This is a genomic window from Rhodanobacter ginsengisoli (assembly GCF_042657065.1).
Lineage (GTDB): Bacteria > Pseudomonadota > Gammaproteobacteria > Xanthomonadales > Rhodanobacteraceae > Rhodanobacter > Rhodanobacter ginsengisoli.
This window is the reverse complement of the sequence record NZ_JBHSNF010000003.1, coordinates 147,662-170,520: the sequence shown is the minus strand read 5'-3', so window position 1 is coordinate 170,520 and position 22,859 is coordinate 147,662. Positions and strand designations below refer to the sequence as shown.

Sequence of the window (22,859 nt, the reverse complement as noted above, 5' to 3'; positions counted from 1 at the left end):
CCAGTGGCCACCATTCTAGACGGACGGCGAGGACGCCATCTGCGCGTCGGCCCACAACGCCAGGCCGCGCAGCACGCCGTCCTGACCCAGTTGCACGGGCAGTTCCAGGATCGGCATCAGGCGCTCCGCATCGCCGCCGTCCAGGATCAGCGTCTGTGTGCCACCGAGACGTGGTGCCATGCGCGCGGCAAAACGCTCGATCAGGGCGGCAGCGGCATGCCAGCAACCGGACGTCATCGCATCGGCGGTATTGTCGGCGAGTTCCAGGATCCGCCCCGGCCGTTCCGGTCGTACCCGCGCAGTCGCGTCCAGCAGCGATTGCTGCATCAGCTGCACGCCGGGAGCGATCAGTCCGCCCAGGTGACGGCCGTCAGCCGCCAGGGCGTCAAGCGTGAGCGCCGTGCCCGCACCGGCCAGCACGCAGGGAGCGTGACCATCGGCATAGGCAGCCACCATCGCCAGAAAACGGTCCACTCCCAGACGTTGCGGTTCGGCATAGGCGTTGCGCACGCCGCAGGCACTGGCCGGCGTCCGCACCCAGGTCGGCGCACCGGCGAACAGCCGCTCCGTCGCCGTCGCCACCTGTGCCTCGCGTCCGGCGTCGACCACCGAGGCGGCCACCACCGCGACCGTGCGGGGCAGACCTGTCCAGGCCGTTTCCAGCGCCGCGATCATGTCCTCGTGCCATTCCGTGGCGCCGCGCGCCAGCCATCCGGACGGCTGCTCCTGCAGCGCCCATTTCAGCCGCGTGTTGCCCAGGTCGAGCAGCAGCCTCATGTGCGACGCACCGTGACGTCGGCACTGTCGATCCGGCGCAGGCTGCCATCGGCCAGGCGGACCTGCAGCGCGCCACGATCATCCACGCCGGCACCCGTGCCCTCGAATGTGCCGAGCGGGCCGCTCAGCTGCAGCGGCTGGTCGCGCAGCAGGTCGTGCCGCGCATAGTCCGCCACGAAACCACTGAATCCGCCGCGCTCGAATTGCCCGAGGCCCTCGACCAGCGCCGCGATCAACGCCGCCGCGACGCGGTTGCGATCCGGTGGCGTGCCGCCGGCCAGCGTGGCCAGGTCGCACGTCGGCTGCCCGGCCTGTTCGCGCAGCGCCGGTGTCAGTCGCAAGTTGAGACCGATTCCGACGATCGCCGCGCACGGCCCCTGATACTCGCCGCTGAGTTCGACCAGGACGCCGGCCAGCTTGCCGCCCGACGGCCGGCTCGCGATGGCCAGTACGTCGTTCGGCCATTTCAGCCCGGCCCCGGCGATGCCCAGGGACTCCAGCGTGCGCAACACGATCACCCCGATCGCCAGCGACAATCCGCTGAGCGCGGCAAAGCCGGAGTCGAAGCGCTTGAGGCAGGACAGGTACAAATTCAGCCCCGGCGGCGACAACCACTCGCGGCCGCGCCGACCGCGCCCGGCGGTCTGGGTTTCGGCCAGCACCACGCTGAAATCCCTGGCCGAGCTGCCGCGGCGCTGCAATTCGCTGGAAGTGGAATCCAGCTCGCCGTGTACCTCCAGCGCGCCCAGGGCATGGGCCGGCACCGACGGCAAGGCGGCACGGATCAATTCGGCATCGAGCATCTGCACCGGCCACGGCAGCCGATACCCGACCGAGCCGTTTGCCTCGATCGGTACACCGCGCGCGCGCAGGATCTCGATCTGTTTCCAGATCGCCGCACGGGTCACGCCAGCCTGCGCGGCCAGGCCGGCGCCGGAGAGCGGCTCCCCCGGGGCAAGCAGGGCCAGCAGTTGCAGGGGCTGCATCTCAGCAGGCGCCTGACGCACAGGCCATCGCCGGACGATGGCGATGGGGCGGGCGAGGGATGGAGGGGATCGGCATCGAGGGATTTTAGCCCGGCTGGCCACCATGCGGCGTGCATGATCGAGCCGACGACCGCCGCAGCGGCAGCACTGGCACGGCGCGGGCGTTTCTGAGACGATCCGGGTCTTAGCTTGCGGGTCTGGGGAGTTGGATCGCCATGCGTGCTGCCCATTGGCTTATCGGTTGCGTCCTGTGCATCGCCGGCAGCGGCACTGCCGCTGCGACGAGCGCGGGAGCCCAGGGGCTGGACGGCTCCGCGCGCACCGTGATCGACAACTCCAGCCAACACGACAGCTCCGGCAGCGGCGGCGATGTGCTGGGCCCGACCCACGACTGCACGCCGACCAGCGGCAGCGACAGTTCCGGCAACACGTCCAGCAATGGCAACGATCACTCCGGCGGCGCCTCCTCCGCGCCTGCGTCAACGCGCCGGCCGCATCTGGGCTGGCAATCGCTGCTGCCTGGATCGATCCAGTAAGCGTTCGGCGGCATGCCGGGGCATTGGTGGCAAACGCTGCGAGCGCATCTTGAGCCCGTCCCGGTTGCCGACCCGCTGTGGCGGCGCGCGCTGGTCGCCTGCCCGCTGGCACGGCGACTGGATCCGGAACGGCAGCAACGCCTGCGCAAACTCGCCGCCCTGTTCCTCGCGCGCAAGCAGTTCCACGCCCTGGCAGGCGCCGTACTGGATGATTACTGGCGATTGCTGATCGCGATGCAGGCCTGTCTCCCGGCGCTGCATCAAGGCACCGCCAGCCTGCGTGGCTGGCGCGAAGTGCTGGTCTATCCCGGCGAGTTCAAGGTTCGGCGCAGCCACCACGACGGCCATGCCGGCGGTGCCACCGAAGGTGGCGAGGCGCCCGACGGCGAGGCCACGGAACGTGGCCCGCTGGTGCTGTCGCTGGCCGACGTGCAACTGGACCTGGAGCAGCCCTGGGACGGCTACAACGTGGTCGTGCACGAGATGGCGCACAAGCTGGACATGCTCGATGGACCACCCGATGGCGTACCGCCGCTGGTGGATATCCCGCGACGGCGCTGGATCGAGCAATTCCAGCTTGCCTGCGCCCGCCTGGCCAACGCATCCAGGGACTGTCCCGACAACCCGATCGACCGTTACGCAGCGGAGAGCGCCAGCGAATATTTCGCCGTGGTAAGCGAGTTGCACTACTCGCAGCCGTCGCTGCTGCGTCAGGCGGAGCCGGCGATCGCCGCCCTGCTCGAGGCGTTCTATGGTCGCTCGCCGGCCGAAGGCTGCGAGCCGCCGGGTTTTTGCCGCTCGCGCTGAACCTGCGAACCGGCCCCCCGCTCAGCTCGCCGCCAGTGTCACGTTGAAACGGGCTCCGCCGAGTTCCGGCGAACGGTCGACCACCAACTCGCCCTGATAGGCGTGCACGATGTCCTGCACGATCGACAGGCCGATGCCGTGGCCCTGCACCCGTTCGTCGCCGCGCACGCCACGTTGCAGCACCTTTTCGATCTTGTCCTCGGCGATGCCGGGGCCGTCATCCTCCACGCTCAGGCGCAGGCCGGGCCGCTGCCGGCCAGGATGTGGCTGCATCTTGACCACCAGCAACACGCGGTGGCTGGCCCATTTGAATGCGTTCTCCAGCAGGTTGCCGAGCAACTCCAGCAGGTCGCCCTGCTCGCCGTAAAACACCGCGCCGTCCTCGATCTCGAATTCACAGAGAACATTCTTGGCGGCGTAGACCTTCTCCAGGCTTTGCACCAGATCCTCCGCATGCCCGGCAATGGGCACCGCGCTGGCGAACGTCTGCCGGCCGGAGGTGGCCGCGCGCGACAGCTGGTAGGCAACCAGTTCGTTCATCCGCCGCACCTGGTCGAGCATGCTGCTGCGCCGTGTCGGCTCATCGCCGACGGTCGACTCCAGTTGCGAGCGGATCACCGCCAGCGGCGTCTTCAGGCTGTGCGCCAGATCGGCCAGGGTGTGCCGGTAACGCGTGCGCTGCTCGCGCTCGTTGGTGATGAAGGCGTTGATCCGTTCGGTCAGGCCGGTCAGCTCCAGCGGGTACTGGCTGTTCAGCAGTTCACTGTCACCCCGCTCCACCCGACTCATGTCGCTGGCCACCTTGCGCAATGGCGTCAGGCTCCAGCGCAACAGCAGCAGTTGCAGCACGATCAGCATCACGCCGAGGATCGACAGCCAGATCACCAGAGCATGCCGGAATGCCGCGTTCGCGCCCTCGAACTGATCCTCGGTCTGCGCCACCATCACGGTGAGCCGCACGGACTTCTTGTCGACCGTGTCCAGCGCCACGCCATAGCTGTAGTAGTACAGCCGACCCATCCGGGTGTCGATCGGGCCCACGAACCGGCTCTGCGCCGGCTCCAGCATCTTGACGAAACTGAAGTCGCGCCCGATCGCCGACGATGATTCCCAGCGATAGCCGTGCTCGCCCAGCGCCACCGCATACAAGCCGGAACCCGGCCGCGAGAAATTCGGATCCGGTGCCGTGTCCGGCGGCAGCAGCCTGCCGTAGCGGTTGACGCCGGTATCGGTGATGTACGCAATCGCGAAATTCTGCAGCCGGTCGTGCAGCGCGCTCAACGCGCGCTCCTTGTTCGCCTGCGACAGGGTCAGGCCGACCAGGCCGAGGAAGCCGGCCAGCACGAAACCGGTGGCGATCGCCGCACGCGCCGCCAGCGAAAGCGGGCGGCGCGGCGACGTCAGCTCATTCGTCGTCGCCGTCGGTGCGCGGGATGGCAAAGCGGTATCCGCGTCCACGTACAGTCTCGATGGGTTTGAGGGTGCCTTCCGGATCGAGCTTGCGCCGCAACCGGCCGATGAACACTTCGAGCACGTTGGAATCGCGGTCGAAGTCCTGCTGGTAGATGTGTTCGGTGAGGTCGGCCTTGGAGACCAGCTCGCCGGCATGCAGCATCAGGTATTCCAGCACCTTGTATTCGTAGCTGGTGAGGTCGACCAGCTTGCCTTCCACCGTCACCGTCTGCGCGGTGGTGTCCAGCTTGATCATGCCGCAGGCCAGGATCGGCTTGGACCAGCCGCTGGCACGGCGTACCAGCGCATTGATCCGCGCCAGCAGTTCCTCGACATGGAACGGCTTCACCAGATAGTCGTCGGCGCCGTGCTTCAGCCCCTCTACCTTGTCCTGCCAGCTGCCGCGCGCGGTCAGGATCAGGATCGGATAGCGCTGCCCGGCTTCGCGCAGCGCCTTGACCAGATCCATCCCGGACATCTTGGGCAGGCCCAGATCGATGATCGCCAGGTCGAACGGCACTTCGCGACCGAGGTAGATCCCCTCTTCACCATCCTGCGCGGCATCGACCGCAAAGCCGTCCCGCTTCAGGCGTGCCGCCAGCGTCTCGCGCAACGGCGCCTCGTCCTCCACCAACAGGATGCGCATATCAGTGTCTCTCCTTGCTGCCCGAAGTCTTGTCGGGCGGATTCTTGGTTGACTGAGCCGATGCCGGATTCTTGCTCGCCTCGGAGGAAATCGCCATCACCTTCACGTGCCCATCCGGGGTCAGTACCTTGATGCGGTACTCGAGCCGGCGACCGATGCCCCGTGATTCGGCCGACAACACCTTGCCCCCGGTATCGTGCTGCACTTTGAGTACCGCCTGATCCAGCGTCATCGCCGGTCCTGCCGACTGTGCCGAAGCCGCCCCGGCGATACCCATGCACAGCGATATCAACAGAGTGGGGATGAAGTTTATGTGCGTTCTCATAAGTGTTGGTCTCGTCCGGTACCTGCCCAGACGCCCAGCCTAGGTAATCAGGCCTGAATACTGACCGGATGGCCGGCGACTGTCACGCCGCCACGGGACACGATTCCAGCGCCTGTTCCAGCAGCGCCCAGCCCGCCCCGGGCAAATGGGCGCCTTCGCTGATCGTGCGGCGGAAGGCCCGGGCACCCGGCTGGCCCTGGTACAGACCCAGCAGATGACGGCTGATGTGCTTGAGTGCGGTGCCGCGCGCCAGCTCTGCCTCGACATACGGTCGCAGATGATGCAACACGGCATCGCGCGACGGCAGCGGCTCGCCGTACAGCGCGGCCTCGATCCGGGCCAGCAGGTACGGATCTTGGTAGGCCGCGCGGCCCAGCATCACCCCGTCCAGCTGGGTCAGGTGCTCCTGCACCTGTTCGACCGTGGTGACGCCGCCGTTGATCACCACGACCAGTTGCGGAAACTCGCGCTTGAGCCGGTATACCCGCGCGTAATCCAGCGGCGGCACATCGCGATTCTCCTTTGGCGAAAGTCCCTGCAGCCAGGCCTTGCGCGCATGCACCATCAGCACCCCGACACCGGCTTCCAGCATGATTTCGGTGAAGTGCTGCAGGCCCGCATAGTCATCCTGGTCGTCCACCCCGATGCGGCACTTCACCGTCACCGGCACGGTCACGGCATCGCGCATGGCCTTCACGCAGTCGCCGACCAGCGCCGGCTCACGCATCAGGCAGGCACCGAAGCGACCGGACTGCACCCGATCCGACGGGCAACCCACATTGAGATTGATCTCGTCATAGCCGGCCGCCGCCCCGAGTCGCGCCGCCTGCGCCAGTTCCCGCGGGTCGCTGCCGCCGAGCTGCAGCGCCAGCGGATGCTCCTGCTGGCTGTGCTCGAGCAACCGCAGCTGCCCGCCGCGCACCAGTGCCGCGCTGGTCACCATCTCCGTATACAGGCGCGCGCGTGGCGACAGCAGCCGATGGAAGTAGCGGCAGTGCCGATCCGTCCAGTCCATCATCGGGGCGACGCACACGCGCCAGTGGGCTGGCTGGCCGGTCGTATCCACGGCTGCGGTGCCGATGGCGGATGACGCGAGAAGGGTGTTTTGAATCATGGATACAGGTGCGCCCGAGTGCTTTGCGGGCAAATGGTACGTCACCGACGCTGTACGACCCTACTTTGTCCCCCTCCGTCGGGTCCGCCGAACCCGGCCAGGCCCGCCGTGAGGAGTCGCTGGCCATGATCTCGAGTCGAGGGCACGCCCATCGTCGTCACAGGCGATGGACGTAGCTGCCCGGATCCGCGCATCCGGATCAGACCGGCTTGTTCGGTGCTGTTGCCTTCTTCGTGCCGGCTTTCCGGCTCCTCGCTTTCGCTGGTGCAGCCTTCCCGGCCACAGCCAGCGCCACGGCGGCCGGTTGCGCCTGCACGGCACCCTTTTTGGCTGCTCTGGATTGCTGGTTCTGGCTGGTCTGGATCAGGTCGCACAGCGTGCCGAAGCGGCAGCAGCATTCCTGATAGCCGCCGTTGTCGCCGGTGATGCCGAGCACGGCGTAGTGATGCAACCCGCGCGGAGGCAACGCGGCGGGTCCGCTCGCGCTGCCGTCAGCCGCGGTCGCGACGGGCCAGTCGAGCATGCCGTTGCCGGCCACCCGCGCGGGAATCAGCCAGTAGTCGCCGGTCGCGTACACGCCGCCCGGCGTGAAGCTGATCTGTATCCCGTCTTCCAGCGTGATCGGCACACCCTCCGCCACGGCCACGACGCCTTGCGCGCCGACTGCGCCCGACTGATCCCAGCGACGCAGCAGCGGATGCCTGCGCGGATCGCTGGACGGCTGGTATGGCGTGATGTTCTTCGGCACGCCGAGGGTGACGCTGCAGTCCGCCACGTCGAACGCGACCACCTGCAGCAATGGAAATGCGCGCTGCGCCAGCGTGTAGTCATCGTCGACCAGCTCGACCCAATCGTTGACCGCCAGCCCGAGCCGCGCGTCGCGACCGAGTCGCGCCAGGGTCACCGTCATCTGTGCACTGCCGTCGCTTGCCGGGGCGCCGAGTGCGCTGCCGACGAGCGGAAAGATCACCGAACCATTCTCGCGTGACCACTTGAAGCTGGCGCCGCCGGCCGCGCCGGCGACCGCGGCGAGTCCGGCCTGATGGATCTCGACCCGATACAGCTGGTTCTCGCAACCGCGGTAGCGCGCATCGGCGGCGATCACGCAGGGATCGCTGTCGGACTCGACCGGCCCCAGCTGCGCACTCAACCGTGGCAGCGCCCAGGTCGCGCGCGCGGCCAGCAGCTGGCGCACCACCGCGCAGGGACTGTCGTTGTCGTTGGCGTTGCCCTTGCCGTCGATGCTGTTGCGCAATTTGCCCACGTCGATGATCTGCTGCTTGAGCGCGGCCTGCGTCGTCGCATCGGTGCTGGCCTTGAGACGCACGTTGAGCGCGGCCTTGATGCCGTCGAGCTGCTGGTCGGCCAGCGTCTGGTCGAGCAGGCGCAGCTGCCACACGACCTGGGCGCGCGAGCAGGTGTCGATGCCGTTCAGCGCGACGTCGTCGATCGCCGGCGCCTCCACCGCGGACAGATGCCGCTCCCATACGTCCAGCCACAGCGCGTAGCTGGCCGGCGGATTCTCGAAGCCGCTCTTGCCGTCGGCCACGCCGTAGTCGGGTGTCGGGCGGGACGGCTGCGCCGCCAGCGTGCACGCGGCCTCGTTCACGCACAGGATGCCGTCCACGTAGAAATGCCCCGGCGCCAGCTGCCAGTCGGTGAGCGGCAACGGCTTGACCGCGCCATCGGCATCGGTGGTCGAGGTGGTCAGGCCGAAGCCGGTGCCCGCCGCCCAGCACGGACCGATCAGGTCGCGCACCAGCGTGCGCAGCAGGTGCAGCTGGATGTGCCCCTGCTCGTTCCAGTCCGCCTCCAGCAGGACGCGACCCTGCTGCTGGAATACCTGGCTGTAGTGCCGGGCCGGATCGAAGGTGACGCGTGCGAAGTCGCCTTTCATGTCGATCTCCTAGTTCGAAAACAAGATGCCGGCATCCGTGCCCGCCGGAACGTATTCCTGCAGCCGCGCCGCGAGATTCGCCTCGCGCTGCGGTTCGTACAGATCGTGGTAGACGCCCATCGCCGAGCGGTCGGACGCGCCGCGGCGAATCTCCGCGCAACAGTCGTCGGCCAGTCGCAGGTAATGCGGCGCCGGGTAACGGACAGTGTCGAACTGCGGCACCACCCGCAGTAGCTCGCGCGCCCGCCGGCTCGCGTCGCCGCTGGCGAGCGCGGCCAGCACGAGGTCGGGCTGGCAATGGAACCGCCGCGGCGTGCGCGAGCCGTTCGGCACGAAGCAGAAGCGCACGCAACCGAGCTGGCGCCGCAGCACGCGCAGTGCGCTGGAAAAAATCGTGTCTTCGGCCAGCGCCACGCCGTGCGCCTGCACTTCGCCGATCACCGTGCAGCGACTGAAACTCGCGTCCACATAGGCCACGGCTTCGTCCGGCGCGCCCAGTGCGACCCGCTCGACGCCGGTGGCATCGAGGATGCTGTCGCACAACCGAAGCGGTGGCGGCTCGCCGCGGCGCAGCGGGCTGATCACCGAGATCGCGCCCAGGATGCTGTGCTCGACGCGCAGTGCGGCGCGGCTGCCGTCGAGGGTGATGCTCGGCTCGCCCGGGCGCTTGGGATCGCAATTGCAATGCAGCGCCCAACCCGGCACCAGGGTGCAGTGGCGAATCAGCAGCTCGCACAGGTCGTCCGGCGGCGGCGGCCCCTCGCCTTCGTCGTTCGGCCCCTGCACTTCGATGCCGCGCCCCACGATCAGCAGCCCATCCAGCAGCACGCGGCTGCCGGACTGGCCGGCGATGCTCAGTGCATCGGGCTGGCTGGCGCGCACGTCGAGCAGGCGCAGCACCGGTCGCGTGCACTCGGCCGCACGCAGCTGGATCGCCTCGCCGGCGTCGAGCTGCAGGTCGATGCTGCCCTCGTACACGCCGCTCTCGGCCAGCTCGATGATCAGTGCGCGCAGCGGCTGCGACGCGGCGGCCTTGGCCTGCGCCCAGGCTGCCAGCGCATCGGCGATGCCGCCGAAGTGCCCCGCCGGCCAGGACTCCGCGGGAGCGGCGCCCGGCAGCGCCGCATGCACGATGTAGCGCGTGGCGTTCTCCAGTTCGGACGTCGACCGCGCGTACTCGCCCCCACCGAGATCGGCGGCGAAGCCGTACTGGTACGACACCCACACGCCACGCCTGGGGCGCTGGTTGGCCGGAAACATCAGCCGGCCCAGTTGCGGATCGACCGCCACGCGCCCGCGCGGCACCTGGTAATGCCAGCCGGACAGATCGGCGGGAATCAGCGCCTCGATCGGCACGGGCAGACCCTGGCCCCTGGCCGGCCAGTCCGGCGCCTGGATCAGCACGCTTCTGCCTGCGCCGTAGAGCGCGGCCGACACGCTGGCGTAGTCGGCCCGCGGCCCGCGTTCGGCGAAGCGGTAACGCCGCAACGGCACCGGCAGATTGATCTCCTCGGCGATATGGGTCGGCGCGGTCTCCTCGACCGGGCGATGGAACAATGGCGTGTCGTTGCCCAGGATGCTGAAGCTGAAGCAGTGCGGACCGAATTCCTCCTCGCAGTACGCCGGTGTCGTCGTCACCGGATAGCTGCGCAGGCGGAACGCGAACACGCCGACATCGGCGATGCCGTAGCGGCCACGCCGGCGTTGGCTGCCCATCCGGCGCAGGTCGACGCTGTGCGCGAACGGATCGAACGCCCCGTTGGCCCAGCCGATCCGCTGCAGCCGGCCCGGATCGCGCAGGTCGGCGCTGCCGCCGCGGCGCGGATGCGGATGGTCGAGATGCTGCATCCAGCCGAGCAGGCGGTAGAACTCGACCGCGCGCGCGGGCCAGTCGGCGGCATCGCGGGCCAGATCCTCGAGCAGGGACAGCGTGCCCTTGCGGCGCCGCGCGTCGATCGTGTTGGCGACATCGGCGCGCGGCGCCAGCACATGGCCGAGGCCCGCGCCACAGGCCGCATCGGCAGCCTCCAGGGTGGCCGCCTCGGGCAGCAAGGCATAACCGAGCAGGTCGCCGATGTACGGCACCACCCAGTCGTCGCAGGTCTCGATGAACCAGTTGTCGTACAGCCGCGCGATGTCCTGCTCCAGTACATCGGCCTGGCGCGACAGCACGCGCAGCAGGTCGCGCAGCGGGAAACCCTGGTCGGCGTCGCGCATGCGATGGACCACCGGCAGCAGGTCGTACAGCCGATCCGCCTGCGCGCTCATGCTGCGCCCTCCTCCAGCTTGTGCGCTCATGGCGTGGCCTCCTGCAGCAGCAGCGTGTCGGGAACGTTCGGCGGCAGGTAGGCGAGCTGCGCCGGCTGCAGCTTGCCGTCGCTGTCGTAGCGTGCGGGCAATACCTGCACCCGCGGCGGAATGGCGGACGCGGTCGCCGGCGCAGCCTGGCGCGACAGCAGCAACGGAGCGCCGTCGCCCTGGCCCTTGCTGTCGGTACCGTCGTCGCCGAAACCGGCCAGCAGGGTCGCCTCGTCGAGGCTGCCGAATGCATCGACGTCGACCCAGGCCACGCCGCGTACCGCCTGCATGCAGGCGACGATCTCGCTGAGGTAGACGTCCTGCGCCAGCGCGCGCCGCTCGAAGCCGAACGCGTCGAGCAGGGCCGCACGCAGCAGCGGCTCGACCGGCTCCCATGCATAGCCATCGGCGAGACCGACCTTGGCACTCACGGTCAACGCCAGCAGCTCGCGCACCGCCAGACGCAACGGCAGCGACGGGTCGCCATAGCGCTGCAGCGCCTGCAGCAGGTTGCGATAGAGATCGGAGCCGAGCTCGATCGGCGCATCGGCGGCGCCCGCGATGGTGACCTGCACCAGGTTGCCGAGCTTGATCGCCGCCGCCTTGCCGACCCCGCCGAAGCTGCGTGCGAAGTCGGCATAGTCCGGCACCGACACCAGCCGGTCCAGCGCCAGCACCGCCAGCGGCACGTTGGCACGTGCCTGGTCGCGCGTCTCGGGATCGGCACCGCCGGAGGCGCGCAACGGATTGATCACCGCCTTCACGCCCAGCGGCCGGGTCGCCAGCAGGCTGATCTGCCGCGCGTCGACGTTGCCTGGCGAGCCGATGCCGTTGCGGTAGCTCGCGGTGATGTTCTCGATCCCGGTCGGCAGCCGCGCGCCGTGATCGCCGTCGCCGAACACCACCCGGGTCGTGCCGCTGTCGTCGGTGGCGGTGACGAAACGGCGCTCGGCCGCGCCGGCGAAGGCGAGGTTGCGCGTCTCCCGCCACTGCACGTCGTTGACGCGCACGCTCAGCGTGCTCTGCACGCCGTCGACGGTCGCCGCCGAGACAAACGTCAGCGGCGACTGCTTCAACGCGAACGCCTGCATCGGCACGGCGCCGTTGCCGCTGCCGAGTACCTCGTGGCGGGTCTGGCCATGGGTGGCGCGCACCACGTTGGCGTACACCGTCACGCTGTCGCGCCGGTAGCTGTAGGCCAGGCCCCGGTTGGCGAATACCAGGGTGCTGTGCACGGTGTCGCCGGGCAACTGCGCATCCACACCCTGCTCCACCGCCGCCAGCATCACCAGCTCGGCAGCCGTCACCGCATCGGTGCCCGGCACGTCGCTGCGGGTACCGGAAACGATCACCCAGCGGCCTGCCTTCAGTCCGTCGACTGCACCGTCGAGGGTGAGTCGGGTGGCGCCGTCCCCGGTGATCGGGGACGAGCTGTCGTTCGCTGCAACGGCGCCGACCGTGTCGGTGATCGCCAGCTCGGCCAGGGGCAGCGGTTCGCTCTGTGCGTATACCTGGGCGCTGCGCACGGTAGCCATGGTCGGCGCTGGCCACACCGGCAACGCATCGTTCGCCATGGGATCGACCACCACGATGTCAGTGGTCTTGCCGCTGATGCCATAGTCGCTGCGCGGGTGCACCTGGGCACTCTTCACCTGAACCACCTGGGGCACCGGCTGATCGATCTGCTGGATCAACAGATAGCTGCCTGCCGTGATGCCGTCGTAGGCGCTGTCCAATTGCACGCGATCATCCTGTTCGGAAGCCGAGCCGTTGTGGCTGGTCGAGGTGTTCCAGTCGCCGTCGGGCATGGAGACGTACGGCACGGTGGCCTTGGTGTTGGCGTCGGTGTTGAGGCCCAGCCCCATGATGTGGGGTGCGTTGTAGCCAAACAGCGAGGCCGACACGCGCATCGCATACACCCCGCTCAATGCCGGCGACGGCTGGCCCTGCGGCACGCTGGTCCAGGCGCGATAGAAGCTGCCGATCAACGCCGGCGCGAAATTCAGCAGCAGCTGCGGACGCGTGTCGCTGGCCGTACCCAGCGCGGTGGCCACACTGCGCGGCAGGCGCAGGCTGTTGGCCGGCTGCAGCGTGCGGTTGAGAGTCAACGCGCCGAACAACGCGCCAAAACTGGTGAACGATCCCGCCGGTGGCGAGCTCATCCCGAATGCCGCTTCCACCGCGTTCTTGAAGGTGTCGATGGCAGACGGCCCGCTGGGCGGTTGATCGTGTCCGAACGGCGGCCCCAGCAGTTCGTCGTAGCTGCCGCCATGGTCGCCACCCAGCAACAAGGTCTGCCGCACCGATTCGAGTGCCTGCAGCCACTCCATCCGATGGGGGCCAGCGCCCGATGTAGCCAGGCTGGTGATCGCCTGGTTCGCCGCGGCAACGATCTTCACCGTGATCGCATCCAGCGGCTGCAGCACGACGCGACTGCGCGCGCTGGCCTGCTGCACCTCGACCGACTGCACCCGGCGCAATGCCTGCGTGCCGGTGGCCAGGTCGCCGAACAGGAACAGCAGCCGGTCGTTGAGCTTCAGCTGCGTCGCGGTGCCGGCGAACCACAGCTCGTCGAGCCCGGCAATGGTGTCCAGCGAAATGTCCTGCGGTCGGGTCAACCGCGGCTGCAGCGCATTCCATTCGAAGCGAGCATCCAGCGGCTCGGCGGTCTCGAACGTCTGCATCTGCTCGCCGGGGGCGGGGATCGACTGCGCGGCAGCGCCGGCGGGAATCGTCACCGGCGGCGAATCCTTCTCCACCGTATAGGCGAGATAGACGCTGGCCGCCACGCCCGGACGCAGGCGGTAGTCGAGCAGCCGTGCCAACTCCAGCACCGAGCGCCGCTCGGTGGCGGTGCGCAGGAAACCTTCGTTGGCGATGCGCTCCTGGTAGAAACTCAGCACGTCGGCGGTGACCGCCCAGGCGTCGAGCAGGGCCATCGCCGGATCGTCGGTCTCGCGCGTGCGCAGCCCGGCCAGTGCCGGCAGCGCGGCATCGCTGAGGTCGTCCTGCATGGTGGCGCGGAAGTCGGCGTAGGTACCCACGCGATAGTCGAGGCTGGCCAGCCCCGGCCGGTTGCTCAACGGCAACGGCGTGCGGACGCGGGCGCCGCAACCGCAGGCACAGGCGTGTTCGCCACAGGCGCTACAGCAGCTCATCGGCCACCTCCCAGCATGAACGCGATGCTTCCGTGGTCGGGATGATCCGGGTCGTTGTCGGCCCGCGCGATCTCGCGCGCGGCCAGGTGCAGCACACCATCGTCGGGCACCTCGCCGGAATGGCCGCCGTCGACGCGGGTCAGCGTGGTGACCTCGACATGCGCCACGCCGGTGATCGCCTGCGCCTCGGCCAGCAACGCGCTGACGAACACCGGCGCGCCCAGGCGCAGCCGGTCCGGATGGAAGAAGCCGGGCAGGCCGTCCCGGCGCAGGCCCGCAGTGAACCGGTCGAGCAGCTCCGCCTCGACGTGGGCGCGCAGGAAATCCGGCAGCACGCAGACGAACAGCTCGACCTGCAAGGGCACGTAGCAGGCGGCGCGTACCTCGACGTCATGGCCGATCCGGCGCACGCGCTGCAGTTGCGCCCTGATCGTGCGCGCCAGCCCGGGCGGCAGGCTCTCGCAAGCGAGCGGATCGAGCACCACGTCCGCCGCGTACCAGCTGCCGCTCCACTCCAGCGCGGCGGCGGCGCCCTGCACTTGCGGCGACTGCGCCGCGAACATCGCGTAGTCGTCGGCGACGATCGCGCGCAACGGCGTCGCCCGGAACGCGCCGGGCGCGTACATCTTCACTTCGGCCAGCGTTTCCGGATCGGTGCCGCCGCTGGCCGGCAGCGGATTGCGTGGTTGCAACTCGGCCGCCAGCAAACCGGACTTCAGCGCCAGCCATACGATGCTGTCGCGACCGACGTTGCCGGCACCGCCGTTGCCGATGCGCGGGGCGGCGCGGAAGAAATCCCCCGCCTGCGGCTGCTGCCCCAGCACCCCGTCACCGAAGCGCAGGTGCGCGGCGCCGTCGTCGTCGATCTCGACCACGAAATGACGATCGTCCGGCCCGCTCTCCAGCAGATCGCAGCGAGCCTGCCACTGCCAGCGCGGGTCCGGCGTACCGTCGACCAGCACCGCGTCGAGCCGGCCGCCGTAAACGCTCAGCTGGGGCAGCGCGCCACGCGGATCCCGTGCGAGCAGCTCGCATACCGGCGCGTGCAGCGGCAGCGGCTCGGCCCAGGTCAGCGGCGCACCGGGCAGCACGTGACCGGTATCGGTCGGCGGACGCCCCACGTCCTGCACGGCGCCTTCGCAGCGGCAGCAGCCGTACTGCACGGTACCGGGTACCAGCCAGCAGTCCTCGGCAAGCGCCTCGCAGCGCGGGCAGGCATCCGGCAGCGCGGCGAGTGCCGCGGTCAACCCGGGATAGTCGCCGTCGCGACCATCGGGCGCGCAGATGGCCGTGGACATGCATTGACCGCGCAAATGCTCGCCGTGATCGACCAGCAGAACATTGCCCCGGGCCACGCTGACATCGTGCAACCAGGCACACTCCGGCGACGGTGTGCGCACCGACAGGCACAGGTCGAACGGCAGCGCGTCGCAGGCATCCCAGCCGATCTCCAGCACCAACGTTCCATCGAGCGGATCGACGGACGTCTGGACGTCCGTCAGCCGCACCGCGTGCCGGTGGGCCGGGTCGGCGTCGGCCGGGTTGCCGGTCTGCGGCCCCAGCACTTCCTCGAAGATCAGCAGGTCTCCAACCGCCAGCTTCAGCACCCGGCTCGGCGCGGCTTCTTCGGCGGCATCGTTCGCCGCGGTGGTCTCCCGCGGCGTTGCCGTCGGCGCCGGCGGCCATGGCGCATCGACCAGGGTGGTGCGCGTGCTGCCGCGCGGCAGGCAGCACATCTCGTCGCCCCAGGTATGCAGGCGGATCGCACTGTGCGCGGCGACCACGGCGAAGCGGGTGACCCCGTCCAGCCGCATCGGTTCGAACAACAGCGCGCCGTGTGCCCGCGCCGCCTCGAGCCGGGTCGCGTCGATCACGCCGGACTGCGCATCGTGCTGATTCGGTGGGGGCACCAGCAGCAGCAGATTGTCCAGCTCGAGGCTCAGGTCGTTCGTCGACGCCAGCGTCACCAGCGCCCGCGCGTTACAGCCCTCGTGCATGCGGTAATCGACCAGCCGCGCATGCCGGCGCACCGAAATGCGCCGACGCGCGGTGCCGAGATACGCCTCGGTGGCCACCGCGTCCTGGAAGTAGCTGAGATGGTCGGCGGTATACGCCAGCGTCTCGATCAGGGCAATGCCCAGGTCCGGTACGTGCCGCTCCTGCCAGGCCGGCATGTCCAGCGCGATGCGGTCCAGCAGCAGCTGGCGGAAACTCTGGTAGTCCCTCGCCAGGTAGTTGATCTCAGCCAGGGCCGGCGCGGGCGACACGCACGACGGTGCCGTGGCGCAGTCGTACGATTTCGCGCAATCGAGGCGGAACTGCAGGCTGGCGCAGGCATAGCGCGGGTCGAAACCCGGATACGCCAGCCAGCTCGCCGGATCGTTGCCCGAGGAGGCATCGACGAGGCACAGGCAATACGCGGTGTGGTCGCCCTCGCGGTCCAGCACCACGCGCAGGCAGGCCTCGTCGTGCAGGTCCGGCTCGTCCTCGACGTTGACGCTGAGTGCGCGCAGGCCGGTGATGCGGTCGCCGCCGCTGACCCGCACATGGGCCACGCCGAGCCCCGGCGGAATCGCGCCGAACAGATGCACGCACAGGCTGACGCCATCGTCGCCGACTTCGACGTAGTCGATGCCGTTGAGCGTGCCGGCGCGATGCAGCCGCTCGCGCCGCGCCGGCACGCTGCACCGCGGCAGCGGCGCGCAGCCGACCGCGCCGAGGCTGACGCCGTCGTTCGCGGCATTCATGGCAGGCTCCGCACGAAGCTGTCGCTGCGCGTGTCGCCGCTGGCGCGCACGGTGTAACTCAGATCGACCTGCAGGGTCGAGTCGTTGGCCACGACCGTCAGCGCGCCGACGTCGATCACGTCGCCGAGCCAGCGCTGCAGCGCCGCCTGCACGGTGAACTGCAGCGCGGCCGCCAGCTCGGGGCTGTTCGGCGCAAACACCAGCTGCAGCAGGCCGCTGCCGAAATCCGGACGATTGACCCGTTCGCCGGGACTGGTGAACAGCAGCTGCTCGATCATGTCGCGCACGTGATCGTCGTCATCGGTTGCGGCCGTGCGGCCGCGGGGATCGAAGTGCATCGGGTAGTCGATGTTCAGATGAGCGTTCATGGAGTCCTCACATCGCGGTGACGCGCGTCTGGCTGGCGACGATCAGCAGCGGCGTGCCGGTGGGCGCGCAGATCGCCTGGCTGTCGAACAGCAACAACGGCTGGCCGTTCGAGCTCACCCGGGTGGCGGCGCTGACGAACTGCGCGGTCACGCACGGCCCGTTCGCCGCCGGTGGCGGCGGCAACGCACAGCCGGCCACCAGCCAGGGCGGCGGCATCGTCACGCTGGGCTGGCCGCTGACGGTGACGCGCGGATTCGGTGTGCTGGCCTGTGCCTGGCCGCCGTGCGCACAGAGCACGCTGGCACCGACATGGATCACGAAACCCGGCATCGCCCACCTCCTCAGGTCACCACCAGTGCCCCGTTGTTGATCGTCACCGTCGGCCCCGCCAGCACGATGGTGGCGCCCTGGCCGTTGGAGATCGTGATGCCGATCTCGTTGACCACGATCATGGCCCCGGTCACGCTTTTCAGAAGAATCCCGCCGGTCGGTCCGGGCAGGTCGCTGATCGAGATCGCGTTCTGCAGGCCCGACTGCAGCACCAGGCTCGGGCTGGCCGGATTGCCGGCCAGCGCCAGTGCCGGCACCTCGGCCGCGCTACCCCAGAAGCCGCCGGTCCAGATCGGGTAGTCCGGATCGCCCTGCTCGAACTCGATCCACACGCCCGCGCCGATCTGCGGCACCACGTACACACCGCTCTGCTTGCCGGCGATCGGCACGCACGGCATCGCCCAGCTCGACGGCAACAGGCCGGACACGTCCGGCACCATCGCCTGGATGCGGCCGCGCTGTTCGGGATCCACGTTCTGCAGCACGGTGCCGCGGTACTTGCCGTAGTACTTGCTCATGACGGCACCAGCGGCACGGTGGAGACGAGGCCCTTGCGCGACAGCTCGAAGCTCTGCTTGTACTCGCCGCGCCTGATCGTGTGACGCACCTGGCTGACGTAGTGCAGGCCGTCGAACGCCGGGCCGACGCCGCGCACGCCAACCAGCTGGCGCGACTTCAGCACGCGGCCGTAGCGGGTCACGTCGAGGCTGCCGCGGCCGGTCACGGTGTCGGCCGATTTCGCCGCCTCGGCCAGGCCCAGCAGCATCGCGCGCACCGGCGTGTATTTCGCCGTCTCCGGCAGCGGGCGGAACGTCTGCGGCGGCGGATCGATCAGGCCCAGCGGCGGATTGAGCGGACCGACGTCCGGAATCGGAATCGGCAGCGGAATCTTGGTCTGCTCATCCTGGACGTAGACGATCGGCAGGCTGCGTGCGTTGCCGTTGTAGCTGAAGCTGAGCTGCTCGACATTGCTGGCCGCGTCCATGTCCGCATTCAATGCCGGCTGCGGCACGCCGACCTTCACCTTCGGTCCCCAGTACGCGATGCTGCTGCCCGGCGCCGGCCCGGGATCGAGATAGAACACGTAGCCGACGCGCTCAGCCAGCGTACGGATGTAGTCCAGGTCGCTGCCCTGCTGGGTCGGGATGCGATTGGTCGGAATCGGCACGTCGAGCGCGATGCTGGGGATCACCAGCGGCACGATGCCGAGGAAGGCGTACTTGGCCAGGATCAGCGCCACGATCGCCTCGGCCGGCATCGCCGGATACGGCAGGCCCGGCAAGCCGGAATACTCCAGCTTCTGCATCACCGCGGTGAGATCGTCGCCGGTCACCTGCAGCGTGGTGTGACGCTGGTCCGCCCCCGGCAGCACCTCGGTCCTCGTCACCACGCCGTCGATCAGCACCTGCGGCGTGCCATTCACGGTGACCACCACGATCACCCGCAGCAGCGGCACCACACCGCCACCGCTGAGCAGGAACAGCGTATGCAGCGGCGACTGCACGCTGAGCGTGAACTGCAGGGTGAATGCGCCGGCTGCCTCGTCCGGTGCGTTCACCTCGACCTGGACCAACGCATCGAGCACGACCTGCGGCACCGGCACCGGCACCACCGGGCCGACCAGCAAGGTCAGGTGGATTCCCTCAAGCATGCGGCACCCCCGGGATGCCCTCGGGCAGAGTGATGCGCAGTTCCCGCCCGATCGTCCCGGTCATCTCCGCGGGGCGCAGCGCGCGGTTCGCGTCGCACAGGCGCCAGAATTGTTCGGGGTCGCCCAGATACTTCGCGGCGATATTGTCCAGCCGCTCGCCCTGCACCACCCGGTGCCATTGCAGCAGGGCCAGGTCTTCCGGCGGCGGCACGAAGCGACGCCGGAGATAGACCAGCGGCGTACCGTCGGCGCGCACGAACGTCGCGGTCGGCGTCAGTGCGTAGCGGCTGGTCGGTGGAAAGATCACATTCATCACGGCACTCCGGTGATGCCGAAGGCGGACAACGGCTGGGCCGCGCTGCTGCCGGCCAGTTGCTCCTTCTGGCGCAGATAGTTCATGAACAGGCTGGCCGCCTTGTGGCCGCTGGGCACGTCGTTCACCGACAGCACGCGCAGGCCCAGGCTGACCTTGGCCCGGATCGGGTTCAGCGCCGTATCGAACGCTTCCTCGGTGATGCCGAATTCGGTGACGCGCACCGGCAGGATGCGCGACTTGCTCCACACGAACAGCGCCAGCGGCGTCTCCATCGGCACGATCTCCAGCGTGCCGATCTGCGCCAGCACATCGTTCGCGCGCAGCTGCCCGCTGGTCGGATAGACCATCGTCTCCAGCGCGGCCAGCTGGGCGAAGATGCCTGATTGCGTGGCGATGCCGTTCTGTTCCGGAAACTCCAGCTGGTCGGTGGCGTCGATCTCCGCCTCCAGCTTCAGCGTCTCCACCGGCGGACCCTTCAGCCGCAGCGCTTCGGAGCGGTCGCCGCCATCGGCACTGACCGCCTGCACCTGCAGCGAGCGGGTCAGCGAATCGGGGTTGTACTGCAACGCGATCACCCGCAGCACGGCGCCACTGGCGGCATCGATCAGCACGATGCCGCTCTTGAGGATCCGCGGCGAGCCCGGGAAGCCGCTCATGGCACGTGTCCGAAGCCGAGCAGCTTGTCCAGCCGGCTCAGCACATAGGAAAAGCCCTGCACGCGGGGACTGCGATTGCCCTCGATCGTGTAGAGCATGCCGTCCTGCACCGAATGCACCAGGCCGACGTGGCCCTGCCAGCCCTGCAGGCTGACCCGCCACCACACCACGATGTCGCCCGGCAGCGGCAGGTAGTCACTGCCCGGTGCGCTGGACCAGCCGTTCTGCTTGAACTCGGCCAGCAGGCTGCGGGCACCGGGCGAATAGGCGAATGGCATCGCCGCCTTGTCGCCGCCGACGGCTTGCAGATAGCACCAGCTGACGAAGGAGGCGCACCAGGAGTTGCCTTCCGCCACGCCGGCCGGCGCCAGGTACTTGCGCACGAACGGACCGCAGTTGTTGCCGCCGACCTCGCAGGCACCCGCCTCGAGTTCACCGATCGCCGCCGCCAGCGCCGCGCGCCCGAGCGTGCTGCCGCCGGTGGCCGGCAACACGGTGTAGTCGACCGCCGAGGGCGGCTGGATGAACGGCTTGGGGTGCTGCAGGCTCCACCAGGTCAGCGGCCCCGCCACGCCATCGACCACCAGCGGCTGGCCGTGCTGATCCAGGTTCTGCACCTGGAACGCGCGCAACGCCTGCCAGGTCCGCGTGTCGAAGCTGGCGTTGACGTTCGCCGCATAGCCGCGCTGCACCAGCAACTGTTGCAGCTGGCGCACCTGCGAACCCTGATCGCCCTTGCGCAGAACATCCATCGTCATTGCTCCTTCGGTAGCCGCATGCCCATCTCGATCACCTCAATGCGCCGATGGTGCTGCAGGTTGCAGCGTGCGTTGCAGCGCGGGGCTGAGCCGGACGCGCGGATCGAGCCTGCGCGCCTGCCCGACATTCGCCCGTGCCTTGCCCGGCTCGCCGAGCTTCGGGCAGGCATTGGCCAGGGCGAACGCGAACAGCACGAAGCCGCAGATGTGTCCATCAGGGTTTGTCCGGTGCGTTGAAGTTGAACGGACCCGGCGGTTGGATGCCGAACGATTTCTGCGCGGCCTCGAGCACCTCGGGACTGCATTCGACGCTGCTCGGCTCGTCCCGCGCCGGCACACCGGGCTGGCGCTCGCGCACCACCCGCGTGCGCTTCAGCACGATGGCCGCCCGGCGCATCAGCTCGAACGCCTGCTCGCGCTGCCTGCCGAAAGGCTGGCGCTCGAACCTCGTGCGTTCGGCCGGATCGGCGGGCGCCAGCGGATCGGGCGTGCCCTGCTTGCCGAGGAACTCGTCCACGGCGCCGTGCTCCATCTGCGGCCCCTTCGGCTCGGGCAGCTGCTTGCCCTGTTCGGGCGGCAACTCGCTTTCGCCGCTCTGCACCGCCTGGCTCAGGTCGCAGCCGGAGCACACCTTCGGATCCGCCAGCCAGTCGTGGGCCGCCTGCGCCCGTTCGTTGGCCAGCACCACATTGCCTTCGAACTGCGGCGCGTGTTCGGATCCGCGCGGCCCCTCGGGCGAGGTGTAGCCCTTGATGGAGGTGACCCGATAGCCCTGTTCGTTCAATGCCTGGATATCGGTCGGCAGCCGGAAATCCTTGCGAACCTCGTGCCTGGCGTGGCGGAAGAACACGTAGCGCGTCTGGACATCCTGCTGCTTCAGCCCGGGCACCTCCGGCACCGCAGGCACGTGGGTGATCTTCTCGCACGCGAAGACGAGCTTCTGCTTGCCCTTCTTGTGGCAGTCGACATCCCGCGTCCTCGCGCCGCCGCCGATGTCGATGGTGAACATGCACGACTTCGTCCGCGGGTCGCAGTTCACCCCGCCGGTCACGGTGACGTCCGGGGTCTGCACCTTCACCGATCCGCCGGCGCCGGCAACGCCCTTGTCGTCCAGCTTGACCGACGGCGAGAGCGTCACCGTGAAGCTGGACCCCTGGACGAAGGTGACCTTCAGGCCCGGGTTGATGGCGACGCCCTTCAGCGCGTCGGCGCCGGTGACCAGGTTGGCCACGACCGAACCGAGCGCCGGCGGCAGATCCACGCTGGGACGGATGTTCACCTGGGTGCCGCCCTTGCACAGCTCGACGTCCAGCCAGATTTCCTTGAGGCTGGCGCCGGGCGTGACCGAGCCATGAAACCCGGGCACGTTCGGTCCGTCGACGGTGGTCATCGTCACCCGGTAGTCGGAGCCGTCCGGGCAATGTACCTTGCGCACGTCCGGACCCTCACCCGCGGTGGCGGCGCATCCGCGCATCTGCCGCCGCATCAATCCGCTGCCGCCGGGCGAGACGGATACCCGCTCGCCCCGCATCGCCGCATCGGCGGCCCGGTCGGCGGCCATTTCGCAGGCATCGTCGGGCCGCCCAACCGCCAGCGAGGCATGCAGGCTGCCGGAGCCGGGATCCTGCAGCGTATGCGCCAGTTCGTGCGCGAGCAGGCGGCGGCCGCTCGGTGTGCCCGGCGCGTACTGGTGGGCATCGAACACGACATGGCTGCCCACGGCGTAGGCCAGCGCTCCCACCGCGCGCGCGGATTCGGCGGCGCGGCCATCGTCGTGCACGCGCACGCGGCTGAAGTCGCTGCCGAAGCGGGAGCCCATCCAGACCTGGGTCGCGGCGTCGAGCGGTCGGCCGGGGGAAGCGATCACGTCGTGCACCAGCTGCGGCGCAACCATTGGCGAACCGGCCCGGGCGCTGCTGCGTCGCAGCCGCTGGCTCGCGCAATCCCGGCACTCGCCACCGTCCGGGGTGTGCGCACCGCAGGCGCACTTGCGCTGCAAGCGATGGCCGCGCCCCGGATTGACGCCTGGCGTTGGC

21 protein-coding genes are annotated in these 22,859 nt (G+C 69.0%); 2 read left to right on the top strand and 19 right to left on the bottom strand.

Annotation, left to right across the window (positions count from 1 at the left end):
• Positions 1–15: 15 nt before the first annotated feature.
• The gene (locus ACFPPA_RS14230; protein ID WP_377321038.1) at positions 16–777 is read right to left on the bottom strand and encodes a type III pantothenate kinase; all 762 of its coding nucleotides are present in this window, start codon (positions 775–777) and stop codon (positions 16–18) included.
• Positions 774–1,763, bottom strand: a complete 990-nt coding sequence (locus tag ACFPPA_RS14225; protein WP_377321036.1) for a biotin--[acetyl-CoA-carboxylase] ligase — start codon at positions 1,761–1,763, stop codon at positions 774–776. Before ACFPPA_RS14225 ends, ACFPPA_RS14230 begins: the two co-directional genes overlap by 4 nt.
• 215 nt (positions 1,764–1,978) lie before the next feature.
• Here ACFPPA_RS14225 and ACFPPA_RS14220 point away from each other — a divergent pair, with 215 nt between their 5' ends.
• Both ACFPPA_RS14220 and ACFPPA_RS14215 read left to right on the top strand, forming a co-directional pair.
• Complete coding sequence (locus tag ACFPPA_RS14220; RefSeq protein ID WP_377321034.1) at positions 1,979–2,299, top strand: hypothetical protein; 321 nt, start codon at positions 1,979–1,981, stop codon at positions 2,297–2,299.
• Between the two features lie 12 nt (positions 2,300–2,311).
• A complete protein-coding gene (locus ACFPPA_RS14215) occupies positions 2,312–3,106 on the top strand; it encodes a M90 family metallopeptidase (protein WP_377321032.1) in 795 nt (264 codons plus the stop codon).
• A 21-nt stretch (positions 3,107–3,127) separates the two neighbouring features.
• On the opposite strand, the gene ACFPPA_RS14210 is transcribed toward ACFPPA_RS14215, so the two are convergent.
• The 17 genes from ACFPPA_RS14210 to ACFPPA_RS14130 form a co-directional block, all read right to left on the bottom strand.
• Complete coding sequence (locus ACFPPA_RS14210; RefSeq protein WP_377321030.1) at positions 3,128–4,546, bottom strand: ATP-binding protein; 1,419 nt, start codon at positions 4,544–4,546, stop codon at positions 3,128–3,130.
• Entirely contained in the window at positions 4,512–5,204 is a 693-nt protein-coding gene (locus ACFPPA_RS14205; RefSeq protein ID WP_099654730.1) for a response regulator transcription factor, read from the bottom strand. Before ACFPPA_RS14205 ends, ACFPPA_RS14210 begins: the two co-directional genes overlap by 35 nt.
• Position 5,205: 1 nt before the next feature.
• A complete protein-coding gene (locus ACFPPA_RS14200) occupies positions 5,206–5,529 on the bottom strand; it encodes a PepSY domain-containing protein (protein ID WP_377321028.1) in 324 nt (107 codons plus the stop codon).
• Between the two features lie 82 nt (positions 5,530–5,611).
• Positions 5,612–6,643, bottom strand: a complete 1,032-nt coding sequence (dusA, locus tag ACFPPA_RS14195) for a tRNA dihydrouridine(20/20a) synthase DusA (protein WP_377321026.1) — start codon at positions 6,641–6,643, stop codon at positions 5,612–5,614.
• 199 nt (positions 6,644–6,842) lie between these two features.
• Positions 6,843–8,540: a DUF6519 domain-containing protein gene (locus ACFPPA_RS14190; protein ID WP_377321024.1), complete on the bottom strand. Its 1,698-nt coding sequence runs from the start codon at positions 8,538–8,540 to the stop codon at positions 6,843–6,845.
• 9 nt (positions 8,541–8,549) lie between these two features.
• The gene (locus ACFPPA_RS14185; RefSeq protein WP_377321022.1) at positions 8,550–10,838 is read right to left on the bottom strand and encodes a hypothetical protein; all 2,289 of its coding nucleotides are present in this window, start codon (positions 10,836–10,838) and stop codon (positions 8,550–8,552) included.
• Positions 10,835–13,996: a putative baseplate assembly protein gene (locus ACFPPA_RS14180; protein ID WP_377321020.1), complete on the bottom strand. Its 3,162-nt coding sequence runs from the start codon at positions 13,994–13,996 to the stop codon at positions 10,835–10,837. The genes ACFPPA_RS14185 and ACFPPA_RS14180 overlap by 4 nt, the downstream gene beginning before the upstream one ends.
• Positions 13,993–16,743 (bottom strand): putative baseplate assembly protein, encoded by a 2,751-nt coding sequence (locus tag ACFPPA_RS14175; RefSeq protein WP_377321018.1) that lies wholly within the window; start codon positions 16,741–16,743, stop codon positions 13,993–13,995. Before ACFPPA_RS14175 ends, ACFPPA_RS14180 begins: the two co-directional genes overlap by 4 nt.
• Positions 16,740–17,111, bottom strand: a complete 372-nt coding sequence (locus ACFPPA_RS14170) for a GPW/gp25 family protein (RefSeq protein ID WP_377321016.1) — start codon at positions 17,109–17,111, stop codon at positions 16,740–16,742. Before ACFPPA_RS14170 ends, ACFPPA_RS14175 begins: the two co-directional genes overlap by 4 nt.
• A 7-nt stretch (positions 17,112–17,118) precedes the next feature.
• Complete coding sequence (locus ACFPPA_RS14165) at positions 17,119–17,442, bottom strand: hypothetical protein (protein WP_377321014.1); 324 nt, start codon at positions 17,440–17,442, stop codon at positions 17,119–17,121.
• Between the two features lie 11 nt (positions 17,443–17,453).
• Complete coding sequence (locus ACFPPA_RS14160) at positions 17,454–17,960, bottom strand: phage baseplate assembly protein V (protein WP_377321012.1); 507 nt, start codon at positions 17,958–17,960, stop codon at positions 17,454–17,456.
• Positions 17,957–19,093 carry a hypothetical protein gene (locus ACFPPA_RS14155; protein WP_377321010.1) on the bottom strand — a complete coding sequence of 379 codons (1,137 nt, stop codon included), beginning with the start codon at positions 19,091–19,093 and terminating at the stop codon, positions 17,957–17,959. Before ACFPPA_RS14155 ends, ACFPPA_RS14160 begins: the two co-directional genes overlap by 4 nt.
• Positions 19,086–19,406 (bottom strand): LysM peptidoglycan-binding domain-containing protein, encoded by a 321-nt coding sequence (locus ACFPPA_RS14150; RefSeq protein WP_377321008.1) that lies wholly within the window; start codon positions 19,404–19,406, stop codon positions 19,086–19,088. Before ACFPPA_RS14150 ends, ACFPPA_RS14155 begins: the two co-directional genes overlap by 8 nt.
• Positions 19,406–20,065, bottom strand: a complete 660-nt coding sequence (locus ACFPPA_RS14145) for a hypothetical protein (protein ID WP_377321006.1) — start codon at positions 20,063–20,065, stop codon at positions 19,406–19,408. The genes ACFPPA_RS14150 and ACFPPA_RS14145 overlap by 1 nt, the downstream gene beginning before the upstream one ends.
• A complete protein-coding gene (locus tag ACFPPA_RS14140) occupies positions 20,062–20,817 on the bottom strand; it encodes a CHAP domain-containing protein (RefSeq protein WP_377321004.1) in 756 nt (251 codons plus the stop codon). Before ACFPPA_RS14140 ends, ACFPPA_RS14145 begins: the two co-directional genes overlap by 4 nt.
• A gap of 42 nt (positions 20,818–20,859) precedes the next feature.
• Positions 20,860–21,018 (bottom strand): hypothetical protein, encoded by a 159-nt coding sequence (locus tag ACFPPA_RS14135; protein ID WP_377321002.1) that lies wholly within the window; start codon positions 21,016–21,018, stop codon positions 20,860–20,862.
• Between the two features lie 19 nt (positions 21,019–21,037).
• Positions 21,038–22,717 (bottom strand): eCIS core domain-containing protein, encoded by a 1,680-nt coding sequence (locus ACFPPA_RS14130; protein ID WP_377321000.1) that lies wholly within the window; start codon positions 22,715–22,717, stop codon positions 21,038–21,040.
• Between the last annotated feature and the right edge of the window lie 142 nt (positions 22,718–22,859).

Bases quoted from the DNA above. Each gene is read 5' to 3' on its own strand.
- ACFPPA_RS14205 (WP_099654730.1), bottom strand. From the start codon at position 5,204: ATGCGCATCCTGTTGGTGGAGGACGAGGCGCCGTTGCGCGAGACGCTG.
- ACFPPA_RS14140 (WP_377321004.1), bottom strand. From the start codon at position 20,817: ATGGATGTTCTGCGCAAGGGCGATCAGGGTTCGCAGGTGCGCCAGCTG.
- ACFPPA_RS14130 (WP_377321000.1), bottom strand. From the start codon at position 22,717: ATGGTTGCGCCGCAGCTGGTGCACGACGTGATCGCTTCCCCCGGCCGA.
- ACFPPA_RS14220 (WP_377321034.1), top strand. From the start codon at position 1,979: ATGCGTGCTGCCCATTGGCTTATCGGTTGCGTCCTGTGCATCGCCGGC.
- ACFPPA_RS14170 (WP_377321016.1), bottom strand. From the start codon at position 17,111: ATGAACGCTCATCTGAACATCGACTACCCGATGCACTTCGATCCCCGC.
- ACFPPA_RS14145 (WP_377321006.1), bottom strand. From the start codon at position 20,065: ATGAGCGGCTTCCCGGGCTCGCCGCGGATCCTCAAGAGCGGCATCGTG.
- ACFPPA_RS14230 (WP_377321038.1), bottom strand. From the start codon at position 777: ATGAGGCTGCTGCTCGACCTGGGCAACACGCGGCTGAAATGGGCGCTG.
- dusA (WP_377321026.1), bottom strand. From the start codon at position 6,643: ATGATTCAAAACACCCTTCTCGCGTCATCCGCCATCGGCACCGCAGCC.
- ACFPPA_RS14185 (WP_377321022.1), bottom strand. From the start codon at position 10,838: ATGAGCGCACAAGCTGGAGGAGGGCGCAGCATGAGCGCGCAGGCGGAT.
- ACFPPA_RS14215 (WP_377321032.1), top strand. From the start codon at position 2,312: ATGCCGGGGCATTGGTGGCAAACGCTGCGAGCGCATCTTGAGCCCGTC.
- ACFPPA_RS14160 (WP_377321012.1), bottom strand. From the start codon at position 17,960: ATGAGCAAGTACTACGGCAAGTACCGCGGCACCGTGCTGCAGAACGTG.
- ACFPPA_RS14150 (WP_377321008.1), bottom strand. From the start codon at position 19,406: ATGAATGTGATCTTTCCACCGACCAGCCGCTACGCACTGACGCCGACC.
- ACFPPA_RS14180 (WP_377321020.1), bottom strand. From the start codon at position 13,996: ATGAGCTGCTGTAGCGCCTGTGGCGAACACGCCTGTGCCTGCGGTTGC.
- ACFPPA_RS14165 (WP_377321014.1), bottom strand. From the start codon at position 17,442: ATGCCGGGTTTCGTGATCCATGTCGGTGCCAGCGTGCTCTGTGCGCAC.
- ACFPPA_RS14175 (WP_377321018.1), bottom strand. From the start codon at position 16,743: ATGAATGCCGCGAACGACGGCGTCAGCCTCGGCGCGGTCGGCTGCGCG.
- ACFPPA_RS14200 (WP_377321028.1), bottom strand. From the start codon at position 5,529: ATGAGAACGCACATAAACTTCATCCCCACTCTGTTGATATCGCTGTGC.
- ACFPPA_RS14190 (WP_377321024.1), bottom strand. From the start codon at position 8,540: ATGAAAGGCGACTTCGCACGCGTCACCTTCGATCCGGCCCGGCACTAC.
- ACFPPA_RS14225 (WP_377321036.1), bottom strand. From the start codon at position 1,763: ATGCAGCCCCTGCAACTGCTGGCCCTGCTTGCCCCGGGGGAGCCGCTC.
- ACFPPA_RS14155 (WP_377321010.1), bottom strand. From the start codon at position 19,093: ATGCTTGAGGGAATCCACCTGACCTTGCTGGTCGGCCCGGTGGTGCCG.